The 13,698-nt window shown below is 34.6% G+C and carries 9 protein-coding genes; all 9 read right to left on the bottom strand.

The genetic code is table 11. The features are described 5' to 3' along the window. Positions 1 to 19: 19 nt before the first annotated feature. The 9 genes from BMY18_RS03415 to BMY18_RS03375 all read right to left on the bottom strand — a co-directional run bounded on the left by BMY18_RS03415 (position 20) and on the right by BMY18_RS03375 (position 13,659). Positions 20 to 1,495 (bottom strand): glycosyltransferase family 39 protein, encoded by a 1,476-nt coding sequence (locus tag BMY18_RS03415; protein ID WP_092450587.1) that lies wholly within the window; start codon positions 1,493 to 1,495, stop codon positions 20 to 22. Next, positions 1,482 to 2,561: a glycosyltransferase family 2 protein gene (locus BMY18_RS03410; protein ID WP_092450585.1), complete on the bottom strand. Its 1,080-nt coding sequence runs from the start codon at positions 2,559 to 2,561 to the stop codon at positions 1,482 to 1,484. The genes BMY18_RS03415 and BMY18_RS03410 overlap by 14 nt, the downstream gene beginning before the upstream one ends. Positions 2,562 to 2,643: 82 nt before the next feature. After that, positions 2,644 to 4,521 carry an ABC transporter ATP-binding protein gene (locus BMY18_RS03405; protein ID WP_408644808.1) on the bottom strand — a complete coding sequence of 626 codons (1,878 nt, stop codon included), beginning with the start codon at positions 4,519 to 4,521 and terminating at the stop codon, positions 2,644 to 2,646. Positions 4,522 to 4,576: 55 nt separating this feature from the next. Then, positions 4,577 to 6,313, bottom strand: coding sequence for an ABC transporter ATP-binding protein (locus BMY18_RS03400; protein ID WP_092450987.1), 1,737 nt, complete (start codon positions 6,311 to 6,313; stop codon positions 4,577 to 4,579). Between the two features lie 95 nt (positions 6,314 to 6,408). Then, positions 6,409 to 6,876, bottom strand: coding sequence for a MarR family winged helix-turn-helix transcriptional regulator (locus tag BMY18_RS03395; protein WP_092450583.1), 468 nt, complete (start codon positions 6,874 to 6,876; stop codon positions 6,409 to 6,411). 244 nt (positions 6,877 to 7,120) lie between these two features. Next, positions 7,121 to 11,008, bottom strand: coding sequence for a hypothetical protein (locus BMY18_RS03390; RefSeq protein ID WP_092450582.1), 3,888 nt, complete (start codon positions 11,006 to 11,008; stop codon positions 7,121 to 7,123). Between the two features lie 229 nt (positions 11,009 to 11,237). Further along, positions 11,238 to 11,864, bottom strand: coding sequence for an HAD family hydrolase (locus BMY18_RS03385; protein WP_092450580.1), 627 nt, complete (start codon positions 11,862 to 11,864; stop codon positions 11,238 to 11,240). 63 nt (positions 11,865 to 11,927) lie between these two features. Then, positions 11,928 to 12,398, bottom strand: a complete 471-nt coding sequence (gene ribH / locus BMY18_RS03380; RefSeq protein WP_092450578.1) for a 6,7-dimethyl-8-ribityllumazine synthase — start codon at positions 12,396 to 12,398, stop codon at positions 11,928 to 11,930. A 61-nt stretch (positions 12,399 to 12,459) separates the two neighbouring features. After that, entirely contained in the window at positions 12,460 to 13,659 is a 1,200-nt protein-coding gene (locus BMY18_RS03375) for a bifunctional 3,4-dihydroxy-2-butanone-4-phosphate synthase/GTP cyclohydrolase II (protein ID WP_092450985.1), read from the bottom strand. Positions 13,660 to 13,698: the final 39 nt, after the last annotated feature.

Genomic DNA, 13,698 nt, shown 5'->3' with positions numbered 1-13,698 from the left:
ACAATGTGTGCCCTAGTATTTATTTTTTTTCTACCAAGATAATATTAAGTTCCTTACTATCACTATAATATTTGTAATTAAATTTTTCACTTGAAACTTCCTTCGTTCCAGGATAACTCATAATTTTATTATAGCCATAGTCCTTACTGATTATCCATATTCTTCCTTTGTAATTTTTTAATTCATCTAAGTTTCTTGTTATAACAACATTTTTACCTAACGCTTGATATGGTTTCTCAACATCCCAGTTCAAAACATTATAAAAATAAGTTGGTACATGTTGATATTTTACAGTTATTGCAAATTCCATAAAATTATTAAACAAGATGATATCCCCATCCTGTATATTTGCCTCCAAATAATCATCCACTTGCGTGTTGGAAGTGTCATAATTCACTTCATAAATAGAAATTGCTCTTGCTATAGAGATTCCTAAAATAAGTACAACTACAACCACTTTCAAATAAGCTTTATGATACCTTGCTAAAAGATATGCAAATGCAAACAATAGCAAACCATAACTAACGATTGAATATCTTACGTAATATGTAGGACGCGATATTGATACAATTAAAAAGAGTACAATTACTCCAAAATATATAACCAACGCTAATAATACTGGTTTTGTATCATCTATATGTTTCCTTTTCATTCGTATAAGCAAAATTCCAAATATTACATAGATACAAGTCCCAATCCACAAGGAAATTACATAAATAGGTGATGTAACCAATATATCTGTCTGCGGTACCCCTATAAAATGAAAAGATATTGTATCAAACAAAATATCTGGGTATATAACTTTAATCCAGCTAGTACTACCATTGCTAGATTGCTTTAAAAACACCAAAAGACCTGGCAAGAATACACCAAGCTGTACTACAGCCATTATAAACCAATTCTTTAGCTTTGATTTTTTTACAATATAATATATAAATAACATAATATTTATAATTGAAACTGCTACTAATGCATAATAATGAGTATAAGCAGCCATTACAGAAAACGTTACAAATAATATTGAATTTTTAGCATTTTTTTTATCTTCAATAGCCAACCTATATGCATATATTGCAGCTAATGTAACAAATAATGGTGCCCATGTATACATTCTAATCTGCTGTGCATATTTAAATGTACTTGGCATAAATAGGACGAAAAACGAGAACCAAAATCCAGTTTTCACTCCAAAATCTTTACGAATATGGGTGAAACCTAGTAGTGCAAGTATTACTGCACCCAATACTGAAAATAACCTTAAAGAAATAATACTACTTCCAAAAATGTAGGAAAACAACTTCAATAATATATAATACAAGTGAGGATGCACATCATAAGTCGCAATTCTACACATATCAATCAAATTATGTTTAATCAGACCAACTGTATAACTCTCATCAAACCAAAGACCCGAATGAAAGGCACCACTTGCCAAAAAACCTGTTCCTAAAACAAGCAATACGATATGTATGATTTTAATTTTATTTTCCTTCACCTTGGTCACCCTTTTCAACTCTTTTAATTGTCTCTTGAATACTTTCTAATGTCGCTTTCAGACTTTCTAATATATCATAATTCGATAAACTGAGATTTGATATATCAAGATGCGCACTATCAGGTAATTTCATATCTTCTTCCGTTTGTTTTACAATATATATAGGTCTCTTTTTAATCTCAGAATAAGTCTTTGCTAGATACTGTCCTATAACGCCCAATGAAAATAGCTGAATTCCACTTACAAAGAAAATAATACAAACCAAAGATGGCCATCCACTCGTTGGATCACCTACTAATAAAGTCTTAATAATAATCACTACAATCAACACAAATGTTATCAAAAAAAATAAAAGTCCTAATATTGAGGACACAATAAGTGGTACCGTTGAAAATGCGACAATCCCTTCTATCGCATATAAAAACAGCTTTCCAAATGACCATTTTGTCTCTCCTGCAGCTCTCTTCACATTTTTGTATTCAAGCCATTTTGTGTTAAAGCCAACAAAGCCAAACATACCTTTTGAATATCTGTTATATTCCTTCATTGAAAGAACCGCTTCTACTACTTTTCTTGTTATCAGGCGATAATCCCTTGCTCCATCCACCATCTCAACTTTAGATATCTTATTAATGATCTTATAAAACATTCTTGCGAAAAAGCTCCTGATTCGAGGTTCTCCTTCTCTTGAAATTCTTCTTGTACCAACTTGATCATAACCTTCATTCATAACTGCGTCATACATCTGACGTAACATCATTGGTGGATCCTGCAAATCTGCATCCATAAATGTTACATATTCACCACTGCATTTTTCAAGTCCAGCATACATTGCAGCCTCTTTCCCAAAGTTTCTTGAAAATGAAATGAACTTTACTTTACGATCAGTTTCACACAATGAGCGAAGAATATCTAATGTCTTGTCACTCGATCCATCATCAACAAAAATATACTCAAATGAAACATCTGTAAAATCCTGTTCTCTTACTCTTTCCATTTCCTTATAGAAAATTGGCAATGATAGTTCTTCATTATAGCAAGACACAATCACAGAAATTTTATTCATATCTCATTCTCCTTATTTTTTATATTTGCATATTATATCATGAATTCCGAAATAATACAGTATATTTTCTGTAAACATCCTCTTACTCTAATTCAAATGCTCCAGTATATAACTGATAATACTTCCCTTTTTGTTCTATCAATTCTTCATGGCTTCCTCTTTCAATGATTCTTCCCTGTTCAAGTACCATGATAGCATTGGAGTTCTGTACAGTTGATAATCTATGGGCTATAACAAATACGGTTCTGCCCTTCATTAAGGCATCCATTCCTTTTTGTACAATCGCTTCCGTTCGAGTATCAATGCTTGAAGTTGCTTCATCAAGAATCATTACCGGCGGATCAGCAACTGCTGCTCTTGCAATTGATAATAGTTGTCTTTGTCCTTGAGAAAGACCTGATCCATCACCAGACAATATTGTTTCATACCCCTGTGGAAGCATTGAAATAAACACGTCTGCATTTGCACGTTTTGCTGCAATGTAAACATCTTCGTCAGTCGCATCCAATTTTCCATAGCGAATATTTTCCATAACTGTTCCTGTAAATAGAGTTGTATCTTGCAATACAATTCCTAGTGACCTTCTCAAATCACCCTTTCTAATTTTGTTTATATTAATGCCATCGTATCGTATCTTTCCATCTGCAATGTCATAGAAACGATTGATCAAATTCGTAATTGTAGTTTTGCCAGCGCCTGTTGCACCTACAAATGCTAATTTTTGTCCAGGTTTTGCATACAATGTAATATGATGTAACACTATTTTTTCTTGACTATATCCAAAGTCAACATCAAAAAAGCGCACATCCCCAGTTAGCTTTGTATATGTAATTGTACCATCTCCACGTGGATGTTTCCAAGCCCACATCCCTGTCTTTTCTGATGTCTCTATTAATTTATCATTTTTATATTTTGCATTTACAAGTGTAACATAGCCGTCATCTGTCTCCACGTCTTCATCCAATAGTTCAAATATACGTTTTGCACCCGCTAATGCCATAACAACCGAATTTAACTGCTGTGCCACCTGACTAATTGGCATTGAAAAAGTTTTACTTAACTGCAAGAAACTTGCGATTGCGCCAATTGTGATTCCATTAAATCCACCTGCTGTAATTGCTCCACCTACAACAGCAATTAGAACATATTGTAGGTTTCCCAAATTAGCCATAATAGGCATCAAAATATTAGCAAATCTATTTGCCTGTGTCGCATTGTAACATAGTTCCTCATTTAATTTATCAAATGCTTCTTCTGCTTCTTTTTCATGACAAAACACTTTAACAACTCTTTGTCCACTCATCATCTCTTCAATATAGCCATTGGTTTTACCCAAAGAATTTTGTTGTTTAAAGAAGAAATTTGCACTATTTCCAACGATTTTACCAGATACTATATACATAATCACAACACAGAAAACTACCACAATTGTCAAATATATACTTGTTGCAACCATCGCGGCAAATACAGCAACGATTGTAACCACTGACGAAAACACTTGTGGTAAGCTCTGTGTAAGCATTTGTCTTAGTGTATCTGTATCATTCGTGTAATGACTCATGATGTCTCCATGTGAGTTCGTGTCAAAATACTTAATAGGCAATTTTTGCATATGAGCAAACATTTCATCTCTAATTTCCTTCAAGATGCCCTGCGCAATTGTTACCATCATTCTATTATAGAATAATGTGGATATTACACCCAAAAGATAGATTGCTGCCATCATTAACACAATTCTCATCAATTCGGTAAATACTGGACTATCCTGCGTAAGTAACGGTGTAATATAATCATCAATGACTACTCTCAAAAATAGCGACCCTATTACTCCTGCAATCGCGCTAAATAAAATACAAACGATTACAATTGCAAAATATAATTTATAACTTTTACCAATATAGGAAAGTAATCTTTTGATTGTATTTCCTTTTTTCTTATTATTGCTCTTGTTATTATTCATATTTATATTTATATTCATATTATTATTATTCTTACTTTCCTTTATTCCAGAATTGTTAGGCTTCATGATTTCTTTCCTCCTTATTCTGTGAATAATATACTTCTTGATATATCTGATTTGATTTCATTAATTCTTCATGTGTTCCAATTGCGTTGATTTTACCAGCATCCATTACAATTATTTTATCAGCATTCATTATCGATGAAATCCTCTGTGCAATGATTAACTTTGTTGTATTCGGAATTTCTTCAATAAATGCCTTTCTGATAAGTGCGTCTGTTTTTGTATCAACTGCACTAGTTGAATCATCCAATATTAATATTTTAGGTTTCTTTAACAAAGCTCTTGCGATACATAATCTTTGCTTCTGCCCACCTGAAACATTATTTCCACCTTGCTCTATGTAAGTATTATATTTATCAGGAAATCCTTGCACAAAATCATCCGCTTGCGCTAGTTTACATACATGAATTAACTCTTCATCAGTGGCATTTTTATTTCCCCACCTTAAATTTTCCTTTATTGTCCCTGAGAACAGCACATTTTTTTGAAGCACCATTGCGACTTCATCTCTAAGCGTCTCAATGTCATATGAACTGACCTCCACCCCTCCTACTAATATACTTCCTTCTGTCACATCATAAAGACGTGGAATCAACTGCACCAGACTTGTTTTTGAGCTTCCCGTTCCACCGATGATTCCTACGGTTTCGCCCGATTTAATATTGATATTGATGTTCGTTAAGCATGCTCTGTCAGCTTGTTTACTATAGCTAAACGTTACATTCTTAAATTCTATATCTCCATTTTCAACTTCGTATACTGGATGATTATTATTGGTAAGATCACTCTTTTCATCTAATACTTCTACAATTCTTTCTGCCGATGCACGTGCTAGTATAATCATTACAAATACCATTGAAAGCATCATAAGACTCATCAGTATCTGCATTGCATATGCAATCATGCTAACCAGTTGTCCCGTTGTCATTGAATCTGACACAATTAATTTTGCTCCAAACCATGAGATCAAAAGGATACAACTATATGTTGCGAATTGCATTAATGGACTATTAAATGCAATTAATTTTTCTGCCTTTAAAAAGTCATCATGAATATTCTTAGAAACAGAATTGAACTTTTCTTCTTCATATTCTTCTCTAACAAAAGATTTTACAACTCTAATCCCTGTCAAATTCTCTTGTACTACATTATTAAGCGTATCATACGTTCTAAATACACGTTCAAATATAGGATGCGCCTTTTGAATGATAAGAAACAATCCGCCACCTAATATTGGAATCATACCTAAGAATATGAGTGACAACTGTGGATTTACTTCAAATGCCATAATGAGTGAAAACACAAGCATTACTGGTCCACGCACTGCAATTCTTATAATCATCTGATATGCATTCTGTACATTTGTAATATCTGTTGTAAGTCTTGTTACAAGACTTGCGCTTGAGAACTTGTCAATATTGTAAAAAGAATAATCCTGAATTGAATAGTACATATCCTTTCTAAGATTCTTAGCAAACCCTGCGGATGCCGTTGCTGCATAATGACCAGAAAACACGCCAAATAGCAAAGCTGTGACAGTCGATATGACTAGCGCCAAACCAATATTTACAACTGTTTTCATTGCAGCCGGCTCGATTCCATAATCAATCAAATAAGCCATTAGAAATGGAATTATCACTTCCATTACTACCTCCAACGAAACAAAAACTGGAGACAATATAGATGGCTTTTTATATTCACCAACACACTTTAGTAATTTTTTAATCATACTTCTCTTCACTCCATTCCTGTGCATTTTGCACATCCCAAGTTTTCTCCACAGTCACAAATCCTCATTTAGTGATACTTTGCTTGCGGACTTCTTTATTTAATATTGGTAATTATTTTTTTAATTGTTTCCATGAAAATTTCAAAATGTTCATCACTGATCCCCTGTCGCATTTTTGCTTCAAACACTTCAATATCTTGTTCAATATTCATGTTTACTTTGACTGCCTTTGGTGTTAGTTTCAGTTTTTTAAGCCTTGCATCATAGGAAACACTGATTTTTTCAATCAGTTCTCTTTTTTCCATACGCTGCAAAATAACGGTCGCCGTAGAGCGACGAATATTGAAATTCTTTTCAATATCTCGCTGAAAGATTTCCTTTGATTCATTGGCATGTAAAAATCTAATTATAAAGGACTGCATGCCTGTTAATTCATCATTATTTTCAACCGTATTATTTCCCTCATCAGTATCATTATGTTTCTCTTCATTCGTAATAATATGCCTTTTTATCAAATTAGAAAGTATCTTAATTTCATGCCCAATCAAAACATTCGTATCCATAGCCTTGTATCTCCTTTTTATATGTATACTTATCCCTATTGCTGCGCATCTTTTATTGACTCACTCTTCCAGACAATGCGCATATCAAGTTTGCGTCTCATTTGTTAGCTAGCTAACATACTACTTCGATTATTTTATTTTGTCAACAAAAAAAGTGTTCTGGGCGGACAACTCCTCCCAAAACACTTTTAAATTTATAACACTTCTCTCGATACTTTTTTAATCATTTTATTCCAAAATCATATTAGCTTCTAATCTGTTTTTTCTTTCTTTTTCCAACTACGGTAATCATTACTCCTGCTGAAAATATACATAAGCAGAATATTGCAATAATTGGAGTCTTATCTCCTGTTGCTACTGTTACACTCACATTTGAAGTGCTTTCATTTGATTGATTTACATTTGAAACCGTTTCATTTGAAGCAGTTGTATTTTGATTATCGTTAACAATTATATCAGCTGGTTTTTCAACCTTTGTTAATGTTGCAATTGCATCTGTAATCGCTTTTGCCATAGCTGTGACTTTCGCTTGCTCTGTTACTTTTAATCCAGATTGAACTGCATTAACTGCTGCTGTAACTGCTGAAAAATCTTTATATTCAGCTGCCGTTAGTTGTCCCGCTGCCGCAACTGCTGCTGTAACTGCACTGTAATCAGCATTCTCCACAATTACTTGTGTACCAACGATTGCGGTTAGTGAAGGCTGTACTGAAATTGCTGCTGCACTTGTAATATCAAGTCTAGCGCCTGAATTTGCAGGAGCCGTTGCATTCAAAGTTAATAGTCCATGCATATTGATTGTACCATTCACATTTCTTGCAGGAAGAACCGTTACGTTTGTATTTTCAAACCAAGTTGTTAATGCTTCAACGCCTTGATTATTGTATGATGTTTTTCCATTATAGAGATAATTATTTTCACTATGAAGTGAAAATGGGATTAAATCTTCTAAAGAAGTTAAAGTCTTTGTTGACATTGATATAAGACCCTTTACAACCCATTCTTTTACATTCATATCTTTTGTATTCAGCCCTATGCTGTATGCTTCTTCTGCTGTTTTGACTGAATTATTGAATGAAGTACAATCAATAACCTGGCAGTCAGGACAACTATTACTTGTTATTCCTTTGGCGCCGTTATTAAATGAAATGCAGTTTTTAAGAACATGTCCACCTTTCATATAACTACCGCCCAATTTGAAACCATTTCCTTCTCCATATACATAACCTACCGCGGTTACATTGTCAGTTGTAAGCCATCCATTGCTATATGCAACACAATTTTCAATTGTCACTGCACCAATTTCGCCTGAAATTGTTTTCGCATAAAGATCCCATCCATCATCAATATTATTATGAGAAATACAGCCAAAGAATTGATTGCCTTCACCACATGTTAATTTTGCAGCAAATCCATCGGCATCATTTCTTCCTGCATCACAGTTATCATATGATTCACAGTTCTTGATAAGGTTGTATGAAGGCCATAATAAATCATTAATTCCGGCTGCGTTTTCTGCACTTCCAAGACGGCTAATCTGTACACCTGAATTGGTTGAACCGTGTACTATACACATATCAATTGTATTGTAGTTACCTGCAACCTGAATACCTGCACTTGTTGCATTTTTGACTTCAATACCGTATATATGCCAGTAGCTTCCCATAACAGTTAGGCCAATGCCGTTAAATACAACGCCACCAACTGACTCAGCGGTCATTGTAATATTTTTGTCTGCTGTTCCACTTACGCTTCTTGCAATTGTAACACCTGATCCTGAATATGTACCATTTTTAAGCAATATTGTCTGACCTGGCTGTGCATATTTAACTGCAGTAGCAATATCAAGTGGACTTGCTTCTGTACCAGCACCTTCCAACGTACCCGATGGTGAAACAATCATAGTTTCGCCTTCAACGCCATAAGTTTTACGTTCAACAGTAATGGACTTAGTAACATCCGCTACTGATGTAATATTTTGTGAAGCAGTGGGTGTTAATACTGCTGTAATCGTATTCTGTCCAACTGATATTGGTACATTGATTTTTACAACCTGTGCAGCTGTTACTGCCTTATTGTAAATCACTTCGCCTGTTGGTGCTGTTACCTTAACTGTACCAGCTACGTTTGGCTGATAAATATATTCATATGTGCTTGCGCCACATGTCAATGATGAATATATTGTAGCTGAAGGTGTTACTTTTTCAACACCAGTGCTACCGCCTGAAACACCAGTACTTAACGATGTTGTAAATGTCATGTTTGAAACTTCAACTGAAATTTTTCTTGAAACCATTACACCAACACATATGGAACCGTCTTCCTGGACTGAAAGAATTGATGTATCAGCATTTGAAAGCGTTTCTCCATTCAATTTTGCAACAAATGCATCATTTGTTTTTTCCAATGTAAATATATAGGTAGTTCCAACTGAAAAATCGCCAGTTGTATTTGCATATCTGCTTTCTGTTTTTGTTCTTGTTACGCCATCAGCCAATGAAGTGTTAACGCCTTCATAGCCTGTAACAGACCTTAGACCAAGGAATTTCCCTGTCGAACTATATAATAAATTCGATACTGAGTTAATATATTTATGGTAAATATCAGCAGGGCCATAGAAATTAATTCCCAGCATATCTGTTGCTATAATACCAAATCCTGTTTGATTATCAGGTGTAAGACTTGTATCAGTAATTTTAAATGTTGCTGCTAATGAAAAATTCTCTGTATTTGGATTAATATTCGTAAAATAATAGGAGAATCCATCTTCATCATCAGAAATCTTACCACTTGTCTGTCCTGCCATACTTATTTTTCCACTCGTATTTGCAACTGACGTAACTTCTTTAAGGTCAGCTGGCGTTGTGGAAGCGAGTGAATAGTTATTTGCAGTTCCAGTTGCATCTGTAATTGTTGCAACTGTTGCCTGCTCTGAACCTACAGTTGCAAGATACCACTGCTGTTGTGCATTTGCTGTAACCGTTACATCTTTTGTATAATAAGATATGTAATTATCAGAATTTCTTGTTGCAGTCACTTTAATCGTATATGTAGTACCTACTGTCAATCCGTTAAATGTATAGTCAGCTGTTGTAATATTATCTGCAGCAACTGTGTAGACTGATGCACCTGCTGCTTTATATTCTACTTTATAGCTACTTGCATCTTCTACATTAATCCAATCAATGTAATAGGTACCGTTCCCTTTGTTTTGAGCCATTGTAATTACTGGCTTAGGAACCGCTAATACATAGCTATCATATTTTACTACCGCACTTGCTTTATCAGCTTCCCCTGTACGCTGAGCGGTTGCAACAAATGTATAATTACCGCTCCAAAGTGGACTAAAAGTTGCTTGAGCCAATTGCGCTTTTACAGTTTGTGTTGCAACTTCATGACCATTTTCCAACATTGAAATATTCAATATTTCTGCCCCTTTAAGGCTGTCAATCACTGCTGCGTAGTTAACGACAAAATTACCTTCGCTGTCAGTTGTAACATTATTAATTACTGGAGTTGCTACATCTGCCCAAGGAGTAACTGTTTCTACTGTTGGGTTATATTCAACTGTGATGTTGAATATATTAGCACCATTTGAACCAGCAATATAATAATCACCCGCTGGCAATTCAACAACATTTTTAGTAATTGCTGTAGCACTAAGTACATCACCTGTTGTAAATGCAGAATCAGTCGTCTTTCTATATTCAAAAGAACTTGCTGATGTAGATTTTGCATCTGCACATACGGTGATTCGTGCAGTCTGAGTTGTTGTTATCTTGATACATGCCTGTCCAGATGTCTTTGATCCAGCACCTGTTAACTGCAATGCCTGTGAATATGAAGTGGATCCATTCGTCAAAGATGGACTAAGAGCTACCATTTTCATTTTACCTCCAGCTGAAGCCAAGGTGAAAAAGCCACTCGTTCCAACATTTGTATCTGCTGCAATTGCTGTTCCTATTGTTCCAAACAATGTTGGTGCTAATTCATTTGCATCTAACACAAATGTTTCTGTAGCGCCACTTGCCGCTTGTACTTTTGTTGGCATAAATTCTAACGGAATTAATCCAACGATCATAAGAGTCGCCATTATGATGGCAAGTACTCTATTTTTCATTTTTACTTTCATTCTAAATCCTCCATAGTTTTAATTACACTTCAAAACTGTGCATCTACTATGTAAGATTATATTTTAGACTATATAATATAGTCAATTTTTTGTATGCATCATTTTGTTACTCAAACAAGTAACTATGCATCATTTTTCGCCTTTTACAACTGATTTTGTGCATTATTTACTTATATTACATAAAATGTGCGCGGAAGAAGTTTTGGTAATTTTACCCAACACTTATTATTTATAATTCTAGCTTCAAAATTTCATGAAAGTCATCAATTACAAAATCATATTTTTTTACATCTCCAAAACCATATCTTGCAAAAACGAATGGTATCTTAGCATCAATTGCAGAATTTGCATCTCCCAATGTATCGCCTACATAGATTGCACTCTTTAAATGATTTCGGCTAATTACCAATTTATTATTCTCTCCTTTTGAGTGACCCGTTTTTCCTGCAGATTCAAAATCAGTGAAATATTTACCTAATTTATGAGCTGTGAAGAAGCTCTGAATATAACCATCTTGACAATTACTTACAATAAATAATTTGTGTGTTTCTGCTAACTTTACAATCGTTTCTTCTAATCGCGGATACAAAATCCCTCCATGTTTTGCAAGGTAAATGTTTTCTAAATCACAACATTCTTGCAACAATTTTAATTGCATTTTTTTATCTAACTGTGGAAACAATTTTTCAGCTATTTCTTCCATGAGCAATCCCATACAGCTATACAATCTTTGTACAGTAATTTCCGTCTTTATATCTGGATAGTTTGACAACACTTGATTCCATGTACTGCATATTCCTTCTGTCGAGTCCCATAATGTACCATCCAAATCAAATATTATTCCGTCGTATTTCATATTTTCCCTCATTTCCGATTTCCTTGAATCACTTTATTTTTTTTAGCCTCTATCGATTTATTTTTACTTGGCCTCTATCGCTCTAATAAGATTTACCATTTCAATTGCACTTACAGCACTATCATAGCCCTTGTTACCAGCCTTTGTACCTGCTCGTTCAATCGCCTGTTCAATATTTTCAGTTGTTAATACACCAAACATAACAGGAATATCTGAATTCAGTGAAACCGAAGCAACGCCCTTTGATACCTCACTGCACACATAATCATAATGTGTTGTTGAACCTCGAATTACTGCACCAAGGCAGATGACAGCATCATACTTTCCACTCATTGCCATTTTTGATGCAATCAGAGGAATTTCAAATGCGCCCGGTACCCAAGCGACATCAATATCATCCTCATTCACGTCATGTCTTTTCAAACCGTCAACTGCACCACTCAAAAGTTTTGATACAATAAATTCATTAAATCTTGCTGCAACAATTCCTATTTTTATATCTTTTGAAACCAAATTTCCTTCATATATTCTCATTTTCAAGTCTCCTTTTTTTCATTGCTTTATTATATAAACTAACACTTTTATAATAATTTTACTAGTATGTTAAAATATGCCCCATCTTTGTTTGTTTTGTTTTAAGATAGAATTCATCATACTTTGTCAAATCCATTTGAATCGGCACTCGTTCTACAATTTTAAGGTCAAAATCTTCAAGTCCTTCTATTTTTAACGGGTTGTTTGTTAATAAACGTAATGACTTTACTCCCAAATCCTTTAGTATTTGAGTTCCAATATAATACTCTCTTAAATCTTCTGCAAATCCAAGCGAAAGGTTTGCTTCTACAGTATCCATACCTTCATCCTGCAGTTCATATGCCTTCAGTTTATTTATCAGTCCAATTCCTCGTCCTTCTTGTCGTAGATACAGCATTATTCCACTGCCTTCTTTTTCGATTTGAATCATAGCAGCCGCAAACTGTTGACCGCAATCACATCTAATAGAACCAAATGCATCTCCCGTTAAACATTCAGAATGTACGCGGCACAGCACATTTTCACCATCACCAATATCTCCTTTTACTAATGCCACATGGTGCTCACCATTTAACTTATTGACATACCCATACGCCATAAATTCTCCATATTTTGTAGGCATTTTAGTGACAGCAACCTGTTCGACTAACTTATCATAGATTTTGCGATATTTTTGAAGTTCTTTGATCGTAATAAACTTTAAATCGAACTTTTTAGCTAGTTCCATCAGTTCTGGCATCCTCATCATTGTTCCATCGTCCTTCATGATTTCACAACATAAGCCGCATTCTTTTAATCCGGCTAAACGCATCAAGTCAACAGTTGCTTCCGTGTGTCCGTTTCGTTCCAATACGCCATTTTTTTGTGCTAAAAGAGGAAACATATGTCCTGGTCTTCGAAAATCTTGTGGCCTTGCTTCATCCGCAACGCACTTTCTCGCTGTTATGGAGCGTTCTTCTGCCGATACTCCTGTAGTTGTATCAATATGGTCAATTGAGACTGTAAATGCTGTTTGATGATTATCTGTGTTTTGCGTAACCATCTGCGGAATCTGAAGTTTTGTTACCAATTCATTTCCCATAGGCATACAGATGAGACCTTTTCCATAGGTAGCCATAAAATTCACATTTTGTGTAGTGGCAAACTCTGCCGCGCATATGAAATCACCTTCATTTTCTCTATCTTCATCATCGGTTACTAAAATGATTTTTCCTTGATTCAAATCCTTTAATGCTTCTTCTACTTTGTTAAATTCAAACATATTTAAGCCCATCAGCATATCTATCTCCTACATCTTTAT

The organism is [Clostridium] fimetarium, from assembly GCF_900111235.1.
GTDB lineage: Bacteria > Bacillota > Clostridia > Lachnospirales > Lachnospiraceae > Clostridium_N > Clostridium_N fimetarium.
The sequence above is the reverse complement of the archived record's forward strand: the minus strand, read 5'-3'. Positions and strand labels throughout refer to the sequence as shown.

Bases quoted from the DNA above. Each gene is read 5' to 3' on its own strand.
- BMY18_RS03410 (WP_092450585.1), bottom strand. From the start codon at position 2,561: ATGAATAAAATTTCTGTGATTGTGTCTTGCTATAATGAAGAACTATCA.
- BMY18_RS03405 (WP_408644808.1), bottom strand. From the start codon at position 4,521: ATGAATAATAACAAGAGCAATAATAAGAAAAAAGGAAATACAATCAAA.
- BMY18_RS03400 (WP_092450987.1), bottom strand. From the start codon at position 6,313: ATGATTAAAAAATTACTAAAGTGTGTTGGTGAATATAAAAAGCCATCT.
- BMY18_RS03395 (WP_092450583.1), bottom strand. From the start codon at position 6,876: ATGGATACGAATGTTTTGATTGGGCATGAAATTAAGATACTTTCTAAT.
- BMY18_RS03390 (WP_092450582.1), bottom strand. From the start codon at position 11,008: ATGAAAGTAAAAATGAAAAATAGAGTACTTGCCATCATAATGGCGACT.
- BMY18_RS03385 (WP_092450580.1), bottom strand. From the start codon at position 11,864: ATGAAATACGACGGAATAATATTTGATTTGGATGGTACATTATGGGAC.
- ribH (WP_092450578.1), bottom strand. From the start codon at position 12,398: ATGAGAATATATGAAGGAAATTTGGTTTCAAAAGATATAAAAATAGGA.
- BMY18_RS03375 (WP_092450985.1), bottom strand. From the start codon at position 13,659: ATGTTTGAATTTAACAAAGTAGAAGAAGCATTAAAGGATTTGAATCAA.